This window comes from Paraburkholderia sp., from assembly GCF_047605525.1.
Taxonomy (GTDB): Bacteria; Pseudomonadota; Gammaproteobacteria; order Burkholderiales; family Burkholderiaceae; genus Paraburkholderia.
The window spans coordinates 71,223-94,678 of record NZ_JASGFN010000018.1; the positions used below are offsets into that span (position 1 = coordinate 71,223).

Annotated in this window: 21 protein-coding genes; 11 read left to right on the plus strand and 10 right to left on the minus strand. The window is 60.2% G+C overall.

The features are described 5' to 3' along the window. Positions 1-125: 125 nt before the first annotated feature. From QM685_RS24470 to QM685_RS24485, 4 genes are all read right to left on the minus strand, one after another. The gene (locus QM685_RS24470) at positions 126-986 is read right to left on the minus strand and encodes a hypothetical protein (protein ID WP_415120223.1); all 861 of its coding nucleotides are present in this window, start codon (positions 984-986) and stop codon (positions 126-128) included. After that, the gene (locus QM685_RS24475) at positions 973-2,205 is read right to left on the minus strand and encodes a hypothetical protein (RefSeq protein ID WP_415120225.1); all 1,233 of its coding nucleotides are present in this window, start codon (positions 2,203-2,205) and stop codon (positions 973-975) included. The genes QM685_RS24470 and QM685_RS24475 overlap by 14 nt, the downstream gene beginning before the upstream one ends. Then, positions 2,202-4,970: a type VI secretion system Vgr family protein gene (locus QM685_RS24480; protein ID WP_415120227.1), complete on the minus strand. Its 2,769-nt coding sequence runs from the start codon at positions 4,968-4,970 to the stop codon at positions 2,202-2,204. The genes QM685_RS24475 and QM685_RS24480 overlap by 4 nt, the downstream gene beginning before the upstream one ends. A 344-nt stretch (positions 4,971-5,314) precedes the next feature. Continuing rightward, positions 5,315-5,779, minus strand: coding sequence for a hypothetical protein (locus QM685_RS24485; protein ID WP_415120390.1), 465 nt, complete (start codon positions 5,777-5,779; stop codon positions 5,315-5,317). A 688-nt stretch (positions 5,780-6,467) separates the two neighbouring features. Between QM685_RS24485 and QM685_RS24490 the strand changes: the two genes are divergently transcribed. Together QM685_RS24490 and QM685_RS24495 are read left to right on the plus strand one after the other, a co-directional pair. After that, positions 6,468-7,259: an abortive infection family protein gene (locus tag QM685_RS24490; protein ID WP_415120229.1), complete on the plus strand. Its 792-nt coding sequence runs from the start codon at positions 6,468-6,470 to the stop codon at positions 7,257-7,259. A 90-nt stretch (positions 7,260-7,349) separates the two neighbouring features. Continuing rightward, complete coding sequence (locus tag QM685_RS24495; RefSeq protein ID WP_415120231.1) at positions 7,350-8,009, plus strand: hypothetical protein; 660 nt, start codon at positions 7,350-7,352, stop codon at positions 8,007-8,009. A 163-nt stretch (positions 8,010-8,172) separates the two neighbouring features. On the opposite strand, the gene QM685_RS24500 is transcribed toward QM685_RS24495, so the two are convergent. The 3 genes from QM685_RS24500 to QM685_RS24510 form a co-directional block, all read right to left on the minus strand. Further along, complete coding sequence (locus QM685_RS24500; protein ID WP_415120233.1) at positions 8,173-8,976, minus strand: lipid II flippase Amj family protein; 804 nt, start codon at positions 8,974-8,976, stop codon at positions 8,173-8,175. 120 nt (positions 8,977-9,096) lie between these two features. After that, positions 9,097-9,618 (minus strand): GNAT family N-acetyltransferase, encoded by a 522-nt coding sequence (locus tag QM685_RS24505; protein ID WP_415120235.1) that lies wholly within the window; start codon positions 9,616-9,618, stop codon positions 9,097-9,099. 323 nt (positions 9,619-9,941) lie between these two features. Next, entirely contained in the window at positions 9,942-10,328 is a 387-nt protein-coding gene (locus tag QM685_RS24510; RefSeq protein WP_415120237.1) for an AAA family ATPase, read from the minus strand. A gap of 155 nt (positions 10,329-10,483) precedes the next feature. On the opposite strand from QM685_RS24510, the gene QM685_RS24515 reads away from it, so the two are divergent. Further along, complete coding sequence (locus QM685_RS24515; RefSeq protein WP_415120239.1) at positions 10,484-12,415, plus strand: hypothetical protein; 1,932 nt, start codon at positions 10,484-10,486, stop codon at positions 12,413-12,415. A 748-nt stretch (positions 12,416-13,163) separates the two neighbouring features. Beyond that, on the plus strand, positions 13,164-13,913 hold the full coding sequence (locus QM685_RS24520) for a class I SAM-dependent methyltransferase (RefSeq protein WP_415120241.1): 750 nt from the start codon (positions 13,164-13,166) through the stop codon (positions 13,911-13,913). A 560-nt stretch (positions 13,914-14,473) separates the two neighbouring features. Here the strand turns inward: QM685_RS24520 and QM685_RS24525 are convergent. Beyond that, positions 14,474-15,463, minus strand: a complete 990-nt coding sequence (locus QM685_RS24525; RefSeq protein ID WP_415120243.1) for a LysR family transcriptional regulator — start codon at positions 15,461-15,463, stop codon at positions 14,474-14,476. A gap of 160 nt (positions 15,464-15,623) precedes the next feature. Between QM685_RS24525 and QM685_RS24530 the strand changes: the two genes are divergently transcribed. From QM685_RS24530 to QM685_RS24560, 7 genes are read left to right on the plus strand one after another with little or no spacing between them, the layout of a single operon-like run. Then, positions 15,624-16,919 carry an NAD(P)/FAD-dependent oxidoreductase gene (locus QM685_RS24530; protein WP_415120245.1) on the plus strand — a complete coding sequence of 432 codons (1,296 nt, stop codon included), beginning with the start codon at positions 15,624-15,626 and terminating at the stop codon, positions 16,917-16,919. Continuing rightward, positions 16,916-17,317 carry a RidA family protein gene (locus tag QM685_RS24535; protein WP_415120247.1) on the plus strand — a complete coding sequence of 134 codons (402 nt, stop codon included), beginning with the start codon at positions 16,916-16,918 and terminating at the stop codon, positions 17,315-17,317. Before QM685_RS24530 ends, QM685_RS24535 begins: the two co-directional genes overlap by 4 nt. A gap of 12 nt (positions 17,318-17,329) precedes the next feature. Further along, positions 17,330-18,583, plus strand: a complete 1,254-nt coding sequence (locus tag QM685_RS24540) for an NAD(P)/FAD-dependent oxidoreductase (RefSeq protein WP_415120249.1) — start codon at positions 17,330-17,332, stop codon at positions 18,581-18,583. Further along, on the plus strand, positions 18,583-19,662 hold the full coding sequence (locus QM685_RS24545) for an ABC transporter substrate-binding protein (protein ID WP_415120251.1): 1,080 nt from the start codon (positions 18,583-18,585) through the stop codon (positions 19,660-19,662). Before QM685_RS24540 ends, QM685_RS24545 begins: the two co-directional genes overlap by 1 nt. After that, on the plus strand, positions 19,644-20,711 hold the full coding sequence (locus tag QM685_RS24550; protein WP_415120253.1) for an ABC transporter ATP-binding protein: 1,068 nt from the start codon (positions 19,644-19,646) through the stop codon (positions 20,709-20,711). Before QM685_RS24545 ends, QM685_RS24550 begins: the two co-directional genes overlap by 19 nt. After that, positions 20,704-21,576, plus strand: coding sequence for an ABC transporter permease (locus QM685_RS24555; protein WP_415120255.1), 873 nt, complete (start codon positions 20,704-20,706; stop codon positions 21,574-21,576). Before QM685_RS24550 ends, QM685_RS24555 begins: the two co-directional genes overlap by 8 nt. Positions 21,577-21,587: 11 nt before the next feature. Next, positions 21,588-22,370 (plus strand): ABC transporter permease, encoded by a 783-nt coding sequence (locus QM685_RS24560; RefSeq protein WP_415120257.1) that lies wholly within the window; start codon positions 21,588-21,590, stop codon positions 22,368-22,370. A gap of 115 nt (positions 22,371-22,485) precedes the next feature. Here the strand turns inward: QM685_RS24560 and QM685_RS24565 are convergent, their stop codons facing one another. Continuing rightward, positions 22,486-22,920 (minus strand): hypothetical protein, encoded by a 435-nt coding sequence (locus QM685_RS24565; protein WP_415120392.1) that lies wholly within the window; start codon positions 22,918-22,920, stop codon positions 22,486-22,488. A gap of 76 nt (positions 22,921-22,996) precedes the next feature. After that, positions 22,997-23,374: a glycine cleavage system protein GcvH gene (gcvH, locus tag QM685_RS24570; RefSeq protein ID WP_415120259.1), complete on the minus strand. Its 378-nt coding sequence runs from the start codon at positions 23,372-23,374 to the stop codon at positions 22,997-22,999. Between the last annotated feature and the right edge of the window lie 82 nt (positions 23,375-23,456).

Sequence of the window (23,456 nt, forward strand, 5' to 3'; positions counted from 1 at the left end):
TTGCTCCGATGATCCTGAGGGCGTCGGCATACTGGGTTGTGCATGTACCGGAATTGCGAACGAGAGGACCGCTAGCGTTCTGCCAATAAGTTTGAACCACTTCCGCGCAAGCATAAGCATCTTCTTCATGACGTTGGGATTAGCCCGGACCACATCCAGCGCGCATCAGCGGACGGTGCACCGGGCTGTAGAACCTGCCCGAATCTGTCGCCAGCTTGTACCAGCGCCTTGCCAACCAGTCCGGCTTGCGTCCATCCTTCCCACATGCCAGTTTCAGGGCACACCATGCCGGTGCGCAGATCCATCATGCCGTACTTTTGACGCTTCGCCAGGCGGCGCTGTTCCAGTTCTTCGGGCGTCAGGTAGTGACGACTAATTGCCACGTTGCGCAGGTCGACCACAACCCGTAGGTTATCCAAGGTAGCTCCGCGTTCCTTAGTCGGCTTCGCCCACTCACCAAGATAGTAGAAGCTTGCGTAGACATCAAAGAGAGAGTCGGGCGGCAATGGCAGTCGATAGCCAAAAGAGACGTAGTTATCTGGATAGAACCCGGATGGATCAATGATGCCATTCGGCAAGAAAAAATCGCTGTTCTCAGTACGCACACCATCGATTGTCTCGCCATGCACGATACGATAAAGCCCGAGGTGGTCGAAGTTTTCTAACGGAATATCCGTGTGCACGTTATAAGCAAGATCCTCCACTTTGATGCGAAAGTCGCGGATGCTCGGTTTGCTATTAACGGGATGAAGTTTGTCGAGTGAGAACGTAACCCACATCACTTTATCGGGATAATAGGTGCAGTCGATTGCTTGATTCGACTCATAACAGTGCAATGGCTTTCCCAATAACCCTGTAACGTCATCGAAAGATATCTGACCCGCTATCCATTTCAACCCGATCCTGGTGAAGTCTAGTAGTTTGGCTTGCTGATCGAGTGTCATCTGCTTTTCCATCATTGTGGCCTGCATGTCACTGGCTGCCATCTGTCTCACTTCTGCTGGTGCCGATACTGGAATCGCCAGGGCGAAGTAGAGTAGCCAACTTGTTATTTTGGTCGGCACTTTCATATGCTCGGCTGCATTGATCTGCCTGATATGTTCTGAGTGCCATGTTTGGATTGATTTCCACCACCCAATATGCGCTAGCGGTTTCGCCGCAAAAAAACGCGTCATTTTCCCAAGGACGGGCTGTATAGTCGCAATAGCATCTGCTTGGCTCGGCCACCATTGCGTCGACATCAATTGATGTGCCTCCTATACCAACATGTTGTAACAAGTCAATCGCCATGGAACGTGCGCGCCGTACTTCGTCGTTCAGGGCGTTCGCATTGGGAGCAAACGCCGGGTGGTAGCCGGCGTTGAGCCAAATATTCAGTGTGTAGAGATACTGCCCGACCGCCATGCGTGTGAGACTTATTAGTGCAGCCGGATCAACAGGGACTGAGTGCTTTGCTGTCAGCCCTGCAATCACAAGAGATTGCGATTGTCTTTCGTCCAGAATTGTTCTCGGCCATCGAGCAATGTTGGAAATGGCCGAGAAATTACCGGGGTGCTGCTGTACCAGCGCGAAAATCCAGAACCACTGCTGGCAATGGCGGGCTTCGTGATAAAGCGTGTCGGCGAATACTTTTAATGGTCGGAGTTGATCGTTGCGATCGGATCCGTTTGACACTGGAGTGACTTCATTCGCTTTGATGCGAAACATCGCTTCCAGCATGCCGGCGTTCAGGAGCAGGCTCCAACTGTTGGGCGTAAAGGCTCCTTGTTCGCCACGAGAGCGACTGGAAGATGGCATGTAAAGGCCCATCGCAGTTGGTATAGCTTCACGGGGAATGCCAAAGCCTGCTGTCGGGCTGGTCAACGCATGACTGATAATCGGGGCTATCAGGCGAAGCAGTTCGGCATTTGACGTATTGTTTAACGGCCACTGAAGCCTAATTTTTGGCGTATTCCCCGGTGCCCCGAAATACGCTTCGCCCCACTGCACCTGCGTGGTCAGCACCTGAAGAATTGCCTTTGCATAATTACGAGCGACCGGATAGGCGAGGGTGCCATTTTCCTCATCCGAATAGCGCAGACCCCACCGGTCCGGCGTGCATATTGCGTAAAGCGGCATCCGGTTCTCGCTGGTAGGCTGAACCCGGTTGACGTTCATCGCGTGTGGGCCCACCTTGTGGGTTCGTGCGTTGCCGGTAGCTGTCATGTCTCGTCTTTCCGTGCCGAATCAAAAGTGGCTTTCGCGTCCTGCGTCAATATGGGTCGATGGATCGACAGTACTGATCCATCACCACGCAATAGCGCAAGCGTTGCTATTTGCATGCTTTTACTCATGGCCAGCGACGTTTCACCCCGCTGGTTACTCGTTCCTTCGATGACCTGGCCATCATTGAGTGTGATCCGGTAACGTTGCTGCGGCAGCGCCAGACCCATGGCTTCGTCTGCCAGCACGAAATGCTCGACCACCTTCGCCTGCGCGACATCCGTCATAGGCATGACAAGCGGTAGCGCCATCGGCCCCTCAGTCTGATGACTCCCCGCATAAACCCGATGCTCGCCATCCGTATAGACCCTGTACCCCTGCGCATCGATAACCACTTTCGTGTTACCCGCATGAAACACGATCTCCTTACTGGCCATCAGATTGATCGACTCGGTCCTGCTGATAATGCTGACGACTCGCTGCGCAATGATCTCGACATCATCGCTTTGCGCCTCGATCTGCACCTTGCCCGCCGCGGCCTTGAGCCTGATGCCGAGGTTCCGCGCGAACACCCTCACGCCATTGACCGCCGACGCCAGCAGCGATTTCACCGCCGCGACACTGACGTGCCCGCCCGCGGTGAGCGCGATATGTTCGGTACTCGCCATGTGCGCGCTTTCCGCCGCGGAGACACCGATACCCGCCGCGCTGGCTAGCACCATGTCCGGCCTCGACAGTTGAGGAAACGGCTGGTCTTTACCCGCCGCACTCCCACGTATCGCATCGTTCTGCGCGCCGATCGCTTTCGACACATCGCCCTGGCTGGTCTGCTGCTCCTGCGCTTCATAGCGTCGCGCGAGACCCGCGAGGTTCTCGTGGATATCGCGCGCCTGCGTAAGCCGTGCGACCGCCTCGCCCATATCCTTCGCGGGCGCGTTCGCGCCGTCGCGCGCATCGGTGGTGATCAGCATGCCCCGGTTGGCCCGCGCGACACCCCATGCGTTGGTCGCCAGTTCCCAGCCTTCGCCACGCGCTTCCTGGCGGCCGGCCTCGCGCACGATGCGCGTGTTGTGACCGAGCACGATGCGCGACTGCGCGTGATCGCTGGCGAGTTGTGCCTGAAGTTGCTTCGGCGTGTCATCGAGCACGAAGTGATTGGACTGACCGTTGTAGCCGCCCTCGAGATCGCGGCTGACGGTGCCCGAGAGCGCCTGGTTAGCCGGCAGCTTCCAGGGCGGCTGATTCCAGCCGTTGACCATCCGGTCCGATACGTACGGCTTGTCCGGGTCTCCCTCGTGGTAGCTGACCGTGACCTCCTGGCCAGTACGCGGCAGATAGACCGCGCCGAAACCATTGCCCTGCCACGGCGAGGACACGCGCACCCAGCAACTGGCATTGTCGTTGTTCGGGCTGAGCCGGTCCCACACAAAGCGAACCTTCACGCGTGCGTACCCGTCGACCCACATCGGCTGATCTTCGGGACCCACGACGATGGCCGTTTCGCCGGCGCAGCGCGGCTTCTTTTTCGGGCGATTCCTGAAGAACGTATTGGCGGGTTGCAGCACGAAACCGGTCACGCACTGGCGCGCTTCATCGGCTGTATCGTGGCCGGACGACTCCGTGCTCTGCGGCGCGTTGCGGATGTCGAGCGTGGTCGACACGACCAGGTACTCGGCGTTGACTTCCTGTTGCGGATGATCTTCGAGCCAGAATGTTTTCCCCGTTATCAGCCCGCGCAGATTACCCCGGCCCTTCAGACGCAGGCCGCGGCTGCGCATGGCATCGACGTGTACGCTCGCGAGATATCCGGCTTCGTCCTGGCAGTTATTGCGCTCACCCGACAATCCGACCACGCCGGCGAGCGGCTGCGAATAGTCGCCCCATTCGTGCAGCTCGATGCTGTCGTAGGCCGCCTCGCTATGGCTTGCATACTCGCCTTCGAATCGTGCACCGGGACGCGTGTAGTCGTAATCGATCAGACTGACTTTGCCTGTCGTGATCCGGCGCGAGACCTTGAGCTTGTGGATATGCTCTTCGTCGACGTCCCGGCTGTCGGGCGCGCGATACCGGATCCTGTCGTACGCGTTGCCGTGCCGCTTGTGCGAGCCGGGAGAATCGCACAGCACCAGCGTCATGCCGTCGAACAGGTAGTAGATTCCCCATTCTCTCCAGATCCGTGTGAGAAATTCAAAGTCGGATTCCCACATCTGCCGGACGTAATCGCGCTTCGGATAGTCTTTCTCGAAACCGGGCCCGCCGAGCTCCGTGACGACCGGATACGGATAGCGCTCCTTAAGTATCCGGTCTGTGATGTCCACGACGCTGGCATCCTGGAAGATCCTGCTCTCGCGGTTCTTCGTGGCGAGCCACAGCCACGGGCGCACGATGAAGCGATAGTAGGCGCGCCGCTTATCGATGCCAGCGTGCCTGACACCTGTTATGAGGCCCGAAATCGTGCGGCTGCCGGCGCTCGCATCGATTGCGTCGCTGTGTTCCAGCCGCTCGCTAATGAAAAATCCGTTGTCCGTGAAGTCGATCGATATGTCGACGATCTTCCCGATCAGGCTATCGGGCACGACCAACTCCTGTGCGCGCCATAGCGGGAGCACCGGACTTTCCACCGTTACCACGTCGAGCGCGTATCGATAGAGCCGGCCGAGGGCTTCGGTGCCGCGCAGGCGCAGCGGAGCCAGGACGGGCTCATTACCCCACGTGGGTAGGGCGTCCGAGGAAATACCTAACGTGCAGTGCTGGAATGGTCTGAGCATGCGGGCATCGCGTTATGTGCGAACCACAGTATCGAAAGTGCATGCTTCGGCGTCTATCGGAATTGGACTAATTTTTAGCCTGATAAGGCAATTTGTTCAATTTGAGATAGGGCGGATGAATGGGGGAGCCTCGCGGGTCGACGCTCTGCGATGGAGTCGTGGTGATAGCGGCGCGAGGTATTCAATGGCCCGCATACCGACTTGCGACGGACGAGGCGTGGCGTTGAGATCGGGTTGCCGTCGAGGCGTTGATCGTCGATGCGAGGATGGCCGGCGTGGCCGGCCGTGGTGCTGAGAGGGGTTTGCTTGCCGGTTTTGATCGCCTGATGTGATGCGGCAAGCGGTTATTGCATGGTGTTCGGGATCGACGTGTCAGTGGCTTCCGCGTTTGCTGCCGCAGCCAGGTTGTTGCGGTGCAAAGCGTTCGCTCTGGCGATGGACGTTTTCGTTTGTTGTGCTCTTTGCGAGGCCTCGGCGAGCAGCTTGGCGGCGTGACTCGCGGTGATGCGGCTGCGTGGGACGCCCTTTGCGTCGAGAGCGATCACCTGGAATAGCTCACGGTCGCATTCGAGTTCCTGCTGGTATTGCTCGGCTGTATTCAGAAGTAATTCGAGGAGCGTTTGACGATTGCGTCTTTCCTCGCGTGTGATCGCAGGATTTCGACATATCGACGATGCCAGTGTGATCAGCGTGTCCAGTTGATTGACCTGCCGGTCGCATAAGTCGAATGCGGAGAGGGCAAGTTTTTCGTACTGGAGGGCGTCGACGGGGGGACGTGAAGCCGGTTGATTTTTGACGGACCTGGTCATGGTGCGATCTCTCCCTGTTGCTTCTTTGATCGCCCGGCCATTCGCTTTTTCAAGACGGGTGAGCGGGCACATGGCAGGGTTAGCAGACCGGCGTTGAAACCAGAACCGGCGAGCCTTGCGGCTCCCCCACCACGGCCCGCCCATAGAAATATAGACGAGCAGGGGCAGACGCACGACCTGCCTGGGCAGGCGTGCGGGTTTCAACATTGCAGGCTGCTAAACCTGGCCGCCGGATGTCTCCCGACGACCGGATGATTATACGGCGTGGGCTATCTCGCATTTAACCTATTGGGCTAAATGTCGAGTTTTGGCCGGTTGAATAAGGTGGGGTAGGGCGAAGGGGCGCTGGTTTGGTGATCGGACTGCTTTCAGGCACAAATTGTAGGCGGTTGATTGGCCGCTTCGATCGGCGCTGCTTCAGCCGGCCACGATCTCGTGAAGGGCTGTTTCCGGAAAACGCGGAAGACTGGAGTCGACCCGAAGCAGTCGTTCACGAGCCCGGCTCTTCGTCTGACAATAGGCTTGGTTGCTAGCTGGACCCCGAAAAGATAAGCTTCATTCAGAACAAGGGGTTGCGTCAGAATTTCTTGGCGCGGTCGCGCATGTGTAACCGGACCCACCTATTCAGTAGTTAGGGGACAAGAACCGCATCATGGCGAATCGGCCACCACTTACAGACGCTATCGTCGTGGCAGTTTCTCAGCTTGTCGACGATTCTCAAGGCGACCGGCGCGACCCAGCGCACTCGGATATCGAATTCCAAATCGACAAAGCCGGCTTGGCGTCTGCGGATCCGGGTCGGACAAACGGCAAACCAGTCGGAAAATCAAAGCGTGTGCGTGGAGTCTTAAGTTGGGCGCTTTCGAATAACCCTGCTGCCGGGGAAACACTTGTAGCTGGTCTTGTTGCCACGGTTCAAGGCCACGGTGGGTTCCGCGAAACCTCCACCAACTATTGCGGCGCTGAGGCTGTTGCAAATCTTGCCTCGGCTTTCACCACGCAAGGGTGGGACCTATTGCCAGACGGATCACTTCAGCCAAAGGTTCTTGATTCCCTGACCGGTAAGGAGCGTACTGCTGCATTGCGGACGTACGCAGATCGTGCGCGTCGAGGAGCCTTGGACAGTCCGCTTCTCGCTGGAACGGCCAAAGACCTACTTGAGGCAACAGCTGCCCACGTGCTCGTTCAAAAGTGGGGTAGTTATCCGAGTACGTCGAACTTTCCGACACTGTTAGGGCAAGCGTTCACCGCTCTCGGTTTAGCAACACCAAGTGAAGCCGTCGTTTCAGGAGAGCCTGCGCATAAGCGTATGGAGCGGGCTGCATATGAGCTCGGCTGTGCCTTAAATGCGCTCCGCAATAAGGAAGGCACGGGGCACGGTCGGCCATGGGTCAGCGGGATTACGTCGATGCAGGCAACATTTTCTGTGGAGTCCATGGGCAACATTGCATCTCTGATGCTGGATGCTTTGAGTCCATGAGCTTGTCCCCTAATATTTCGCTGCAGCCGACCGTCATCCCGCTGCGCGGGCCGTCGGCGGCTGATCTCAGGCGTTAGGTTACCCAGACAGATGACCCGTAAACGAATCTCTGATGATGTTCAAGCTAGTGTTCTTACGCGCTCACGGCGACGTTGTTGTATTTGCTATGGTCTCAACCGTGACACAAGCATTAAGCAGGGCCAGATCGCGCATATAGATCAGGATTCGGCTAATGCTGCTGAAGATAACCTCGTCTTCTTATGCATGCCATGTCACGACAGGTACGACAGCACCACCCGGCAGAGCAAGAACTTCACGGCCGCTGAGATTCGGCACTTTCGTGAGGAGCTCGATCAAGCTCTTACCTCTGCCTTTTCTCAGCCGGTCGCCTTCGGCGAGGTCCTTTCCCAACCACGGCAAAGCTCAGCGAACCATTACATCCGTATTGGCGGGGGCGTCAGTAGCGCCGAACTGACTATTCACACCCTGCCTAACGGCGATGTCCGCGTGGTCGGCGAAGCTCTGTGGGGAACCAATCGGGAGTACGGTCCTAACATCGGCACCCTGGATTTTCTCGCTACGCCAGACGGCGGGGTCGTGCGGTACGAGGATCACTTACTCGGAAAGGACAGGCCATACAGGGCCGTTCTGCGCTTCGTCGAGAATGGCCTAGTTTTTGAAGAGGAGGGATTCAATGGGTACTTCGGCATGAACGTCACGTTTGCAGGAGAGTACGCAAGGGCAACCTAACAATTCCAAGCCCTCGCCGCTTCGCCGCGCGGCTAAACTCAGACGTTGACCGTCCGCTTCTGGCCGAGAGTCGACCCACGCGGCAGTTCGCGGTCGACCCAAAAGGGACAGCCAAGCTTCTCCGAAGCGGTCATTCCGATACAACGCACGCGAGTTTGATCGTCTAGATTAGCTCGGCGACGCGTACGATGATGAGCGCGGCCGGCACGAGGATGATTTGTGCGCACACGGTCCCGAGAACACGTGCCCCTGCGAGGGTAGTGATAGCTCGCCGAAAACTATTCTCGGAGATCCGGCCTTCGATCACGTCGTCCGTCATGACAGAAACCTGCGGGTCGATGACCACCGCTAAAACCACAGTCGCAAATCCATTGATGACCGACGACAGATTGGCGCACGTCACGCGCAAATCTGGCTTTAAATATCCCGCGTAGAGCGACGCGAAAACGCCGACCGTCCAGATGGCCATCGCGAAGACGTTCAGAGCTATCACCCTGCCGGAGACACCGGTGCCGCTCGCCAGCTGAGAGATGTTTTGGCGTGCCGGAACGCGTGCACCGTCCCGCATATAGTTGATGCCGCCACGACTGAAAATGTGGAGCAAAAGGCGCGGTAATGAACGATTGGCCTGGAAGTGCTCGACTGCGCGACTGAAATAGCGCTGGAACGTTGGGATCAGCAAAGCGCCGACTATGCTTGCTGCAGTGGCTGTAACCAGAAAGAGCCGAAAATCACCGAGCAGGCCACCCTCGAGATGCTGAGCGATATCAAGCTCTACGCGCTTGGCTATAAACGGCCCCTGAAAGGAGTTCGCCGTTCGGGAGACAAGTGCGATGATCCCGAACAGAGAAAACGACACTGCGATACGCCGCGTGCGAACGCCTGCGATCCGCACCGCGTAAGCCAGCGTCGCGATGACATGGATTACGAATGTAAGTCCGCAGATGATGAAAAGCTGGCTGTCCATGCTATCGTGACGACCTTGGGCAAGGGTTGGGGTCTACTGGAGCGCCGTCGCCGCTTGTTTGCCATCAAACTGACGGTCGATATCGAATGTCAGTAATTGGCCAAGACAGGGCGGGTGCCCCTACGAATCGCGGCCAATAGAGTCCGGTGCAAAGCCACGACTTTCAAACAAACGCTCCGAAGCGAGGTTCCCTCTAGTAATCATTGCACAGCACTCAAGATACCCGAGTGCGGCTAATGCAGTCATTGCAGCGTCGAGCAATGTTCCGGCTATGCCTTCCCTCTTGATTGCAGGCGAAGTGGCTATTACAGCGACTACCGGGCAGCCATACGGCTTGTAGTTGCAAACGAGGCACGCTGCCAGGAGTGCATCCGGCTGCCCAACGGTCGACGATGCCTCAGATATCCATTCGCCATACCGTCCGCTGAGGATCGCCGTTGCCTTCAGCATATACTGATTTTCAGTCTGCCCGGCATCGTCGATCGTTCCATGGAATGCCGCGAAGAAAAGCCGCCCGAGCGCCGATACGTCACAAGACTGTATGCGGCGCAAATTGGGCAACAACGCGACGGACGGATGGAGGCTATCGGAAAGCGTACGCTTCCAAAGCTGCGCGCTGCGCTCTTGGGTCGAGCTTGGCATTTGGAGCCCTCTTGCACGAGAAGGTTACGTTGACGACTCCCAGATTGTCGACGATGTAGGTGACTTCGTCGACCGTCTCTTCTTGGCCGAACGTTGACGCATGCAAACATGCATGGCCGGCGAGCCTTGCGCTAACCGATTCGATTCTCCGGAGCGGCAAACGATAGTCGTTGCATGATTGCTTCGATGGCCTGCTCAACCGAAAACCTGGCAGTATCGACGACGAGTTGCGCTGATTCCCATGGTTCGTATCGACGTTCAAGCACGCTCTTCCACGTCGGCAGCTGAATATCGGGGATATCGGCCTTTCGCCCCTCGATTCTCTACCGGTGCATTGCAGCGTCCGAACAAATCAACTCAATCTCGCAAATCTGCACGCCTGCGCCGATCGCCACGTTTCTCCAGGCGCTACGCGTAATTTCCAACGCATTGACCGAGTCGGCGACGACAGTCGACCCAAGCCGTAAGTTATCGCCGGCAACGGCATATGCAGCCAGATATCCGGCAGCCCCGATATCTGCCTGGCCGCTTTTGTAGGTCTTCATTGCTGTTTCAAGAGTATCTATTCGCAGATAAACGGCACTCAGCTTCCGCGCGAGTGTTTGCGCTACTGTTGTCTTCCCGGTGCCCGGTAAACCGCCGAAAACTATCAACACTTGCGATGCTCCCAGATCAGTAGACGCAGACAGATTGTTACCGATCTGCGTCATGACGTCGACTGACCGCTTGTGGCCCACTCCAGCCCGACACGATTGGTCGAAGTCGACCCAAAGCGGACCTCACTGAGGAGTTGGCCGCTTTGACCTAGAATCCTTGGGATTCAAGTCTCTCTCGGCATACACCAACCGACTAAGGAGCACGTGAGATGGCAATCGCCCGAGAGCTCCTTGAGACTGGACGGCAGGTCGCCGCCGTCTGCGCAGGGACTCTTTCAGCCGCCTTGCGAGCGGGAATCGAGCGGTACGTCGGCTGGCCGTACAAGGTAGCATCTGCCAGCGTTATCGATGCCGACGGCGCGGTGTCGGATACCTTTGCAGCTGTCGTGTACGCAGCGAAGGAAACGTCGCCGAGTGCAACTCTTGCGCAAGTACCGGCGGATTCCGCCGCAGTCGTTGTTGACGCGACCGACAATCTGACGATCGACAACTTCCGGGCAGCTTACGCGCGCGTTGCACGCGCGAAGCGGCTGAAGAAATCGCCAGCACCGAAGCTGGATATGCCGACGACGACTGTAACACTCGGCGTGATCTACGCTCAGAGGTCGGATTTGCCTCTGGAGGCTTTTGCCGAAGAGCTTGAGAGGCTCAACGCCGCGATTCCGAGCAGGGAATGGCCCGACATGATCGTCGTTGCCTCGATGGGCGCGATCCAGTATGCGGCGCAGTTTCCAGGAGAGTCACTAAACGGCGACTATCTGCCGCCGGCAGAAGGTGCGCTCAACAACTACATACCGGCGGTTTACGTCCTGATCGTTCTGAGGCCGACGGGCGCGTTTACCTTCAACAAGATGATGTCTTTTGTTGTCGCGCACCTGGGCATCTTCACGCCGGGCGCGAAGCTTTCCAACTTCACCGAATTGCTGGACGGCGTACCGAACACGGCTGTGGTGATGTGCGGCTATCAGTACGACCTCAAGGGCAACCTAAGTCCCGTTCCACGTAATCAGTACCAAGACCGCTTTGTGCCAGCGCCGCCGTTTCAGATCATGGACCGGCGCGGGCAACACATGGCCACGATTCAACTTATCCCGTGGCAGGACGGAGGCACGATCCTTCTTAAGGGTAAATTGCCGCTGCTCGGCCTGCTGCCGTTCTTCGGGAGGCAGGACATACTGAAGGCCGGAGTTATCACCCGGCCGGATGATGTACAAATTTCGTATGTCCTACCAATCACGCCGGCAGATTTCGGCGACATGCTGACTCGGTTTCAGCAACGGTCAAACATGCTGGTAAAGCAACCGCAGAGTCAGTGGATCGTTCAGAAGCTCGCCGACGAGGGCTCGGCGTCACCCTTCATGGCGCGTCTGTTCATGGGGCTCATGCGGCTGCGCGACGCCGTTTATCCCGATCCTGTGGCGCGCGAAAGCTTCGACAAGGCTTTTGACTTCGTCCCAAACTCGCTGTTCACGGCGCGAACGGCGGCTAAAGAAATATCCGAGCTCTGGGCAGGACACGCGCGCAAAGTCGCCGCCGGGGAAGTCGTGCGGCGGCAAGGTGTGGCAATCCACATTGACGAAAACATCGACAAGGAGCTTAGGAAGCAGGTGGAGCACTTCCTTAACAGCACCGCGCGCGCCGTCAAGCAAGGCATGCAGGGACTCACGACGCAGCTCGGCGTAGACATCGGCTTCATGTTCAAGCAGCAACCTGCCTTTGAGCGCGGTATTGCTGCACTGAAGGCAACCGATCCGCTGCTAGCAAATTATCTAGAGAAGTGTCGGCAGACGTGGTCAGAGCGGCTTATCAAGAGTCGCAATGATCTGGAGCACAACAACTGGTCCTTGCCACGCGTCACGTATGACACCTCGGGCGCGAACATCGTCGCAGTCGAACCCCTCGTCGCCGGCCAGCCGGTCACGGAATTTGTGCAAGCGATGCTTGACCGCGTGTGTTGTTTTGTTGAGGACGTAACTGCACATTGCATGCAGCAAAAGATGGCCGCGCCGGTTACCATCACGGAAATCCCGTTGGCGAAGCGTCGTTCGGAAGCGCCCGAGCGCTTCCAGCTCACTCTTGCCGTAGGCGGCCAGCCTCGCTGGAATATTTCCTACCAGTCCTCTTTGTTCGAAAAGGTGTAAGAGTGGGCAATGCGTTGAAGTCGCATCGCCCATCCACGGGTCGTCAATGTCCGCACTTGGCCGGAAGGGCCATACGAACCACTACGGCAATGCGGAAACCGCTTGGCTTCGCAGCCCCCGCTCTTTCCCCTCAATTCATGCTGCGCCGGCCGATTGACGCACGAGTTCAGACCTGGCTGAACAAAGTTCAGAGTTACGCGAATCTCGACATTAGTGTCGAGATTCATATAAGTCTGAACCATCGCGGAGACATGGTCGGCATCTGAGACGCCGGTGCTCACTTAACCTTGAATGGCTGGTTCGCCTAACTCTGAACTTTCAGACGTCACTTCCAACGTCAGAAATAACACGGCGGGACGTTGCCACCCCCTTGCTGACGGTCGAGCTGCCGGCGCTTCAAGGGCAAGCATCAGAGCAACGCCGCCGCTTGGGCGTCCGGAGTAAGCCTCGACCAAAGACCGATGTTGGCTATCCGACGCCGGTCTTGAGGCGTGACGTGGAAGCTCCATAGCGATGCCCAGTGGGTTGCCCGTGAGAACAACCGTCCTTTCTGACGTGATGAGCAGGAACCGCCAGCGTTGAGAGCGGCACCGCGTCCACCCCATTCCGTCCTGGGCGCGGTGAAAAAAACAAAACCGGGCGCGACGGTAGCCGCGCCCTGTATCGGCCCGATGCCTGCACATCGGCCGGTAAACTAACCAAAGCATGCCGCGACTGTCGCGCGGCAGCCCTGAACACGGGAAAGCGAATGAAATCCTTTGACGCATTAGTGTCCGAAGCCGAAGCGGCCGACGTGAGCGGCTGGGGGTTCGACTGGCTGGCCGGACGGGCCAGCGAAGAACGTCCGTCCTGGGGTTATGCCCGGCTGCTCGCGCAGCGGTTGGCCAGCGTGGAATCGGCGCTGGATCTGGACACGGGCGGCGGCGAAGTGCTGGCCGAGGCACCGCGTTTCCCGCCGCGCATGTACGCAATCGAAGCCTGGGCGCCCAACGCGAGCAAGGCGCGCGAGCGGCTGGGCGCGCGTGGCGTGCAGGTGGTGCAGGTGGCAGCCGACTCCGCGCTGCCCTTCGCCGATGCGTCGTTCGAGTTGGTCACGTCGCGGCATCCGGTGCGCCCGGATTGGCTGGAAATCCATCGCGTTCTCCAGCCGGGCGGGCACTACTTCGCGCAGCATGTGGGACTGGCCTCGGCCTTCGAGCTGATCGAGCATTTCCTGGGGCCGCTGCCGGCGGAACGGCGGCTTCGTGATCCGCGGGAAGAAGCGGCAGCGGCTCATGCCACGGGGCTGACCGTGACGGACTTGCGCACGGCGTGCTGCCGCATGGTGTTCCATGACGTGGGCGCGGTGGTCTGGATTCTTCGCAAGTGCGTGTGGTGGGTGCCGGATTTCTCGGTGTCCAGGTACCGCGATGCACTGATGGCATTGGATCGCCAGATGCGCCAGGGCGAGCCCTTCGTGGCGCACTCGACCCGTCACCTGATCGAAGCCCGGCGCTGAAGCGGGGAGCAGAAATGCCTGGGTGTGTCGACGCGCCGTGCCGCCGCCCTTTCGCAGGTGCCCGGTCATCGTCAGCTTTCGCAGCAGAAAAGGCTCGTCGGCGGCGGACGCAGCGCCACATCGGACACTCGATGCAGCCCGTTACCCGACGCTCTTCTGGAAGCGATAGAATTTCTCGAACATCGACAATCGGCCACGCAAATGAAGGTAGATCTTCAGTTCCGGCCCAACATCAAGCTCACCTTGCGGCACGCGACCTGCTGAAAATAGTGTGGCCTTTGGCTCTCGCCTGTTTCTCGTGGAAGATTCCAGGTGCTCCGCGCCAATATGGAGCGGTACCGGTCGCATGGTGGTCTGCCATCGCGGCACAAGCTTCGAGTCGCCCTATCCAGGATGTGAAACAGGTGTTGGCCCCCGATATTGCGCTGACGTTGCTCATGGAGTCCGCAATTTATTGCAGCAAACTCGATCAGGCGAGTGTCGAACCAACGTAGATTTGCCTGGGACCCTGATAGCAATGAGCGGCTGCGGATTGAGCGGACCAGCCCGCAACCGCCGCATCACACCTGCTCGTGCCGCTCGCGCAGAAAATTCAGCGGCGCATTGGCCGGCCTGCCGTACCGCGCCTCGTCGTCGAGGCTGCCCTGCCGTATCAGATCGATGAGCAGATCCGCCAGCAGGCTCGCGCTCGGCGTGAGCGTGCGGTCCTTCATCTTTACGAGCGCCCATTCGCCGAAGCGATTGCTGTTCATCCGCACGTTGAGCTTGACGAGCTCGGTCCCGCCGAGGCATTCGTTCATCATCAGATTGCTGGTCGCCAGGATGATGTCGCTGCCCGGCATGATGCGGTTGAGCAGATAGATGTCGTCGGATTCGATCGTCGCGGCGAAAGTCTCGTTGCGCTCGAGTCCCATGCTCTGCTTGAGTTCGAAAAACATCCGCGGCGGCAGTTTGACCGTGGCGAACGTGTACGGCAGCAGCTCGCGCGCGTCGATCTCGCGCAGCGGATCCTGCGCGACCAGCGGATGGTCGGGGCAGCAGCACATCGCGAGCGTCACGCCGCCGAGCGGCACGATATCGAACGACGCATCGTTTTCGAGGTTGCGGATATCGGCGGTGAAAAAGTCGATCTCGCCCGAGCGCAGCGCCGTCATCAGATTCGCCCAATGATCGATGCGCAGATTCATCGACACCGATGGATAGCGCCGATGAAACTGCCGGATCCCTTTGTCCAGAAAACAGGCTGCCGGAAACGGCCCCGATCCCACCGCGACGCTGCCCAGTTCGCCCGTCTTCAGATATTCGATGTTCTTGCGAAAGCTGGTGGCCTCGGACATCAGATGCCGCGCGAGCAGCACGACATGCTGGCCGGTCGGCGCGATCTGCACCTTGGCCGTCGAGCGCTCGAATATCTGGATGCCCAGTTCCTGTTCCAGCGCCGCGATGCTCTTGCTCAGCGCCGATTGCGACAGGTGGACGAGCTTGGCCGCCTTGTTGAAATTCAGCGTATCGGCAAGCGTCAGGACGTGCGAAATCTGCTTCAGGTTCATGGCTGGCAGCGCCTCCCCTTGATGAATTTTTCGACTTAGCGGGCCATTTTTTTCTCATTTTACATATCGCGATCGGCCGAAGCATAGTTGTCGAAACGATCCGCGGAGCTCGCCAGTCACGGCCGCCGATCGATTTCACGAGCGACGACGGAGACCGACGATGACCGAGCGGCCGGCCTATGCCACAGCCAGCGGATGGAACGCGATCGCGCGCAACCGGATATCGGTGCAGGCGGCGTCGCGGGTGCCGCGGCACGCGGACTTCGTGGTCGTCGGCGCGGGCTTCGCCGGACTCGCGGTCGCGCGCACGCTGGCCCGGCGCTACGCCGAGCGCCGCGTCGTGCTGCTCGACGCGGGACAGCCCGGCGCCAACAGCTCAGGCCGCAACTCGGGATTCTTGATCGATCTGCCGTACGCGCGGATCTCGGCCGGCGATGCCGCCCGCCACGCGTGGCAGACGCGGCTACTCGGCTTCGGCCGTGAGGCTCTCGCGCGCATCGTGACGACGTGCGGAATCGACTGCGACTGGCGCGAGATCGGTCATTACAAGGCGGCCACCACCGCCGGCGGCTGCGACAAGCTCGCCGCGCTCGCCGCGACGCTCGACGCGCATCGCGTCGAATACCGCGCGCTCGACGCCGACGCGATCCCTCGCGAGCTCGGCACTTCGCACTACCGTGCCGCGTTATGGCTGCGCAACTGCACGATGGTGCAGCCCGCCGAGCTGGTGCACGGGTTGATCGCGAGTCTGCCGGCGAACGTCGAGATCCACTTCGGCACGCCCGTCACGAAGCTCGCGCGCGCCGCCGCGTGGACGCTCGACACGCCGCACGGCGAGATTCGCAGTCCGCGCGTGGCGCTGTGCGTGAACACGGCGCTGCCCGGCTTCGGCTACGCAAAGTATCGGCAGATCGCCGTGTACACGTATGCCGGTCTCACGCGGCGGCTCACCGATGCCGAGTTCGCCCGGCTCGGCGAATCCGCCGACTGGGGCGCCACGCCGGTCGAGCGGCTCGAAGCGACGAGCCGCAAGGTGAACGGCAATCGTCTGCTGTTTCGGCAAGGCTTTTCGTACGAAGCGGAACTCGATCCCGCGAGCGTGCGGCCGATGCTCGCCGCCGGCCTGCGCGCGCGCTATCCGTTTCTCGGCGACGACGCATTCGAGTACGTGTGGGGCGGCGCGGTCAGCATGACGCGCAACGACGCGCCGGTGCTCGACCAGCCTGCCGCCGGTCTGTACGCGCTGTCCGGCTGCAACGCGTCCGGCATTCTCAAGATGACCGCGCTCGGCGAACTGCTCGCCGACCTCATCAGCGGCGCGGATTCCCCGCTGCTCGCCGAAACACTGCGCTTCGCCGATCCCGGCTTCATTCCGCCGGAACCGATCCGGCGCATCGCCGTGCATCTCAACCTGAAGCGCTTCGCGCGCGAACTCACTTCCGGAGCTCCGTCTTGAATACCTCATCACCGCTCGAGCTGGTTCGATCGAAGATCGTCAATCCGCCTTCCACGCCGATCAGCAATGCGCTCATCGGCGGCAACACGGTCTACACGGTTCAGGTGCCGCGCGATCCGGTGAGCTTCGCGGCGAGCGGCGACGGTGACATCGAAGTGCAGGCCGCGCGCGTCTTCGATCAGCTCGCGCACGTACTCGAATGCGCCGGCTCGAGTCTCGCGCACGTGGCGCAGATCACCATCTATCTGGTCGACAAGGCGGACGCCGCCGGCATGAATCGCGTCTACGCGCGTTACTTCACGACGCCGCCGTATCCGAACCGGGCGACCGTCGTCGTCAAGGAACTGCTCGGCGAGAACTGCCGCATCGAGATCGTCGCGCAAGCGGTGCGGGCCTGACGCGAGAACGCCATGGAACAGGTCAGCATCATCGGCGCCGGCATCGTCGGCATGTGCACGGCGGTCACGCTGCAACGGCGCGGCATCGCGGTACGCGTGATCGACGAGCGCGAACCGGGTACCGGCACGTCGTTCGGCAACGCCGGACTCGTCAGCATCGATAGCTGCATTCCGATCTCGATGCCCGGCATGCTGCGCAACGTGCCGAAATGGCTCGCCGACGAAAAAGGTCCGCTCAGTGTGCGCCGCAAATACGCACTGGCCGCCGCGCCGTGGCTGTTGCGGTGGATCCGCTCGGGCGCGAGCGAAGCGCGCGTCTCGCCGCTCGCCGCGGCCTTGCGCGCGCTGCATAAGGATTCGATCGAAAGTTATCGCGCGCTGCTCGGCGCCGGGCAATTCGCGCAGTTGATCAACGTCTCCGGCCAGTTGCACGTGTGGGAAACGCTTGCCAAATCGCCCGGCGACCGGCTCGCCGATCGCCTGCGCGAAGAGAACGGCGTGACGGTGCGCGAACTGACCGGCGACGCGATCTTCGAGCTCGTGCCCGGCATGAACCGCGCGGTGAAGCGCGCGCAGCACTACGAACACAACGGCTTCGTCGCGAATCCGTATCAGCTCGTCAAACGGCTGTTCGGCATGTTCATCGACAACGGCGGCGAGTTCCTGCGGCAGAAGGTCAACGGCGTGAATCCGTTGCCGTCGCGGACGGGTTACCGCATCATCACCGCGTGCAGCGATCTGAGCACGCGCGAGCTGGTGGTGTGCTCGGGCGCGTGGTCCAAGCGCCTGCTGCAAGGCGTCGACGTGCACGTGCCGCTCGAAACGGAGCGGGGCTATCACGTCGCCTTCGATCCGTCGGCGCTGGATCTGCCGCTGCCGATTCTGCACAAGGGTCGCGGCTTCGGCCTCACGCCGATGATCGACAACCTCCGCGTGGCGGGTTTCGTGGAGATCGCCGGTCTCGACGCCGAGCCCGATATGAGCCGCGAGGCGGCGCTGATCGCGCAGGCCAAGCGTCTCTTTCCGCAACTCGACGTCGCGCGCAAGCGGAGCTTCTGGCTCGGCTTCCGGCCGTCGCTGCCCGACAGCCTGCCGGTGCTCGGCGACGTGCCCGGCATGCCGGGACTCTATCTCGGCTTCGGGCACGGCCATACCGGCATCACCGGCGCGCCGCGATCGGCGGAAATCCTCGCCAACTTCGTCACGAACGCGCCGCAACCCTTCGATGTTTCCCCTTACCGTATCGACCGATTCAGGAGAGCCTGATGAACAACGATGACCGGAATTCACCACCGAGCACGCAGCGCCGCGCGCTGCTGAAAGCGGCCTGCGTCGCGGCGGTCGCGCCGACCGTCTGGATCCGCAACGCGCAGGCCGCGGAAACCGTCGTGATCCGCTCGCCCGGCGGCGCGTACGACGACATCCGCCGCAAGCTGATCTACGAGCCGTTCGAGGCGAAGACCGGCATCCGCGTGATCCCGGTCGCGACCACCACCGGCAAGCTCGAAGCGATGATCAAGTCGGGCAATCTCGAGATCGACATCATCGACAACGACGACAGCGTGCTGCTGCAATGGGAAGACGAGCTCGCGCCGCTGAACTACAACGCCTTCAAGTTCACCGATCCGGCCGACATCCTGCCCGAGTACAAGCACGACAAATACGTCGGTAATTTCGTCTACGCGGACGTGATGGGCTACAACCTCGACAAGTGGAAGAGCAACACGGTGCCGGCGAGCTGGGCGGAGTTCTGGGACTACAAGAAATATCCGTCGACGCGCGCGCTCGCCGACATGGATTCGGGCGCACCCAATCTCGAATTCGCGCTGCTCGCCGACGGCGTGCCGATGGACAAGCTGTACCCGCTCGATCTGCCGCGCGCGTTCAAGTCGCTGTCGCGAGTCAAGCCGGCCATCGCGAAGTTCTGGTCGTCAGGCGCGCTGTCGGTGCAGATGCTGTCGACGCGCGAAGCGGACCTGAGCTCGATCTGGAGCACGCGGATCCTGCAAGCCATCCAGAGCAAGGCGCCGCTCGCGATCAACTGGAATCAGCACGGCGTGCACGTGCAGGCCTACGCCGTGCTCAAGAAAGCGAAGAACTTCGAGAACGCGCAGAAGCTGGTCGACTTCTGTCTGAGCAAGGACGTGCAGAGCAAGTTCGCGTCGTACTGGAACAGCGGGCCGGTGACCAAAACCGCCTACAACGCGCTCACGCCGGAATTGCGTGACAAGATTCCGGGCGGCGACCGCACGCGCGAGCACGGTTTTCTGCTCGATGCGAAATGGTGGGCCACCAACCGCGCGAACGTGAGCAAGGAGTGGGAAAAATGGAGCCTCAATTCGTGAAGTCGGCGGGGCGCATTCGCTTCGAGAACGTCGTCAAGCGTTACGGCGATCAAACCGTCGTCGACGATCTGTCTTTCGTCGTCGAGCCAGGAGAGTTCTTCTCGCTGCTCGGCCCGAGCGGCTCGGGCAAGACCACCACGCTGATGATGCTGGCGGGCTTCGCACTGCCCGACGGCGGGCGCATTTCGCTCGACAGCACCGACATCAGTTTCATGACGCCGCAACAGCGCAACCTCGGCATGGTGTTCCAGAACTACGCGCTGTTTCCGCACATGAGCGTGCTCGACAACGTGATATTCCCGCTCAAGGTGCGCCACTTCGATCGCCGCGGCGCGCTTGAACGCGCGCAATGGGCGATCGATCTGGTGCGCCTCACGCCGTTTGCCAAACGCTTGCCGAAGGAACTGTCGGGCGGCCAGCAGCAGCGCGTCGCGCTCGCGCGCGCGGTGGTGTTCCATCCGAAGGTCGTGCTGATGGACGAACCGCTCGGCGCGCTCGACAAGAATCTGCGCTACCAGATGCAGATGGAGATCAAGGCGCTGCAGCGCAAGCTCGAAATGACGGTCGTGTTCGTCACGCACGATCAGGAAGAGGCGATGAACATGTCGGACCGCATCGCGATCATGAACAACGGCCGCATCGAACAGATCGGCGCACCGCGCGACGTCTACGAGACGCCACGCAACGTGTTCACCGCGGGCTTTCTCGGCGAGGCGAACATCCTGCCGTACGCGGAACTGTCGCCTGCTCATCGCGAAAGGATCGGCATGCGCGACGGCGACAATCTCTTCATCCGGCCGGAGCGCGTGGTGCTGTCGCCGGCGCGCGGCGCGCCGACGCCGTCGTACGCGGAGCACGCCCTGAGCGGCCAGGTCGAGACGATCTCGTTTCTCGGCCACACGATCCGCTATCAGGTGGCGATCGGCGACGGACTGAAGATCTACGCGGACACGTCGAACCTTGCCGACGCCCGCGCGTTCGAAGTGGGCGATCCGGTGTCGATCGGCTGGAAACGGCACGCCGACGCGAGGATCATCCAACATGGCTGACGTGCTCTCCGACAACGCCGCGCCGGCGCTCGGGCGGCCCGCGCGATCCGGAGCGGACCGGCTGATCTGGCCGGCGCTCGCGTTCCTGACGATCTTCTTCGTGTTGCCGATCGTCTGGTTCATCGCGCGATCCGCGTATACGTACCCGGGCAACTTCGCGCTGATGCTCGCGAAAGCGTTCACCTCGTCGCTGTTCGTCGCGGTGGCGCTGCGCACCGTGTGGATCTCGGCGATCGTCACGCTGTTCTCGCTGCTGCTCGCGTACCCGGTGGCTTATACCCTCGTGCAGACACGCGCGCTGCGCTTCACGCTGATCATCATCTGCGTGGTGATTCCGTACTTCACGTCGATCATCGTGCGCACCTATTCGTGGATGATCATCCTCGGCAACAAGGGCGTGGTGAACAACCTGCTGATCTCGTTCCATCTGATCGATCATCCGCTCAAGCTGATGTACAACACGACCGGTGTGGTGATCGGCATGACGTACGTGCTGCTGCCTTACTTCGTGCTGACGCTGTTCTCGACGATGAAGGGCATCGACATGCGGCTGTTGCAGGCGGCGCACGGCATGGGCGCATCGAAGACTTACGCGTTCGGCAAGATCTTTCTGCCGCTCAGCATGCCCGGCATCGTTTCCGGCGTGCTGATCGTGTTCATTCTTGCGATGGGCTTTTTCATCACGCCCGCGCTGATGGGCGGACCGCAAGACGTGACGATGGCAATGCTGATCCAGCGCAACGTCGAAGTGACGATGGACTGGGCGCAGGCATGCGCGCTGTCGCTCTTTCTGCTGGTCATCACGCTGGTGATCTACGCAGTCTATTGCCGTTACACCGATCTCGACAGGATGCTCGGAAAATGAACGCGATGACGATGAAACTCACCAGGCGTTTCCGTTTCGCGCAGACGCTGACGTGGATCGTGTGCGCGCTGCTGATGCTGCCGATCGTGATCGTCGTGGTGGTGTCGCTCGGCAAGAGCAGCTTCATGCTATTTCCGCCGACGAGCCTGTCGATCCGGTGGTACACCCAGTTCTTCGAAAGCCCCGAATGGATGAGCGCGCTCTTCACGAGCTTCGTGATCGCGATCATGACGAGCGCGATCGCCACACTGCTCGGATTTCTCGGCGCGTGGTCGCTGGTGCGCGGTCAGTTCGGGCGCAAGAAGCTGATCATTTCGTTTTGCCTGTTACCGCTGATCGTGCCCACCGTCATCACATCAGTCGCGCTGTATTTCGCCTCCGCGCCGCTCGATCTGGTCGGCTCGAAAATATGGATCGCAGTGTGTCACGCGTCGCTCGCGCTGCCGATCGTGCTGCTGATCCTGATCGGAGCGATGCAGGGCATCGATCCGTCGATCGAGCGCGCCGCCGCCGGCCTGGGCGCATCCGGCACGCGCATCCTGTTGACCGTGACGATGCCGATGGTCGCGCCGGGGATCGTGTCGGCGGCGTTCTTCAGCTTCCTGACGTCGTTCGACGAGCTGATCGTGTCGCTGTTCCTGTCGGGCCTCACGACTGAAACGCTGCCGGTGCGCATCTGGAACAGCCTGACGATGAACATGGAGCCTGTGATCGCCGCGATTAGTTCGTTTCTGATTTTGCTGACCACCGGTCTGCTGTTGCTGGAGTTGGCGGTACGGCGGATGAGGAAATGAAGCGTCGGCGAGGGTGGGCGGGGTTTCGATAGCAGGAAGCGGTGCGTGAACTCGCCGGCCTTCAGCGGCATCGTTTTGTAGTGGATGCGTCCTTTGCACGGACGTGCGCGCGTAGTCAGTGGTACGTCGTCATGGACGACTGCAACTTCGTCAGCACGCCGCCTTTGAATCGGAACCAGCCCTGCGAGCCTTGCATCACAACTTCATCGCGTTGCCAGAACACGCGCTTGACCGTCATACCCTTACCCAGGCGTTGCACAAGTGGCGGATGGTGGCGAAAGTCATACAGCACCGGCCCGGAGTCAGTCTGCACCAGCATGCGCGTGACGCTGCCATTCGCGTTGCCGACGTCGTCGAAATGCGTGAGCGTGCTTGCGCTGAAACGGTCGAAGATTTCGTTGTCGAGCATTCCCTCGAAATCACGCTCGACGCGCACGAATTGCAATGTACCCGCGGGGGTGACGAACGGACCGGACGCGTGACTTTGCGCCTGAACGGAATTCACGAAAGAGGTGGCTGCGAGCAGCACAGCGAGGAATAGCCGTCTCATGGTTCCTTTCAGATTCAGCGACATCTCCGGCCACACCGAACACACTCCAGGTAGAAAGGTGTCCTCGACCGCAATCTCATGCGCCGATCAATGCCGCATATGCAGCCGCATCAACCAGACGTGCGCGCCCGGCATTCGCGGCGGGACGGATCTTGAAAATCCAGTTTTCGTAGGGCGCGGCGTTCAGCTTTGTGGGTTCGTCGCGAACGGCTTCATTGATGGCGATGATTTCGCCGGAAATCGGCGCAAGCACATCGGATGCGGCTTTCAGGGATTCGACAACGGCCACCTGGTGACCGGCCGCCACGTTATCGCCCACCCTGGGTGTCTCGACGGAGACAATGTCGCCGAGCGCATCCTGGCCAAAATCGGTGATGCCCACGATAAGCACATCGTCTTCGAATTTTCCCCATTCATGAGAATCGGTATAGGACAGTTCGACGGGAATGGTCATGAGCGAATACCTGATTTAAGTAACGAATGTTCGGCCCAGTATTCAACCGTACGGCACTGCGTTCTCGCAGTGCCGTACGGTA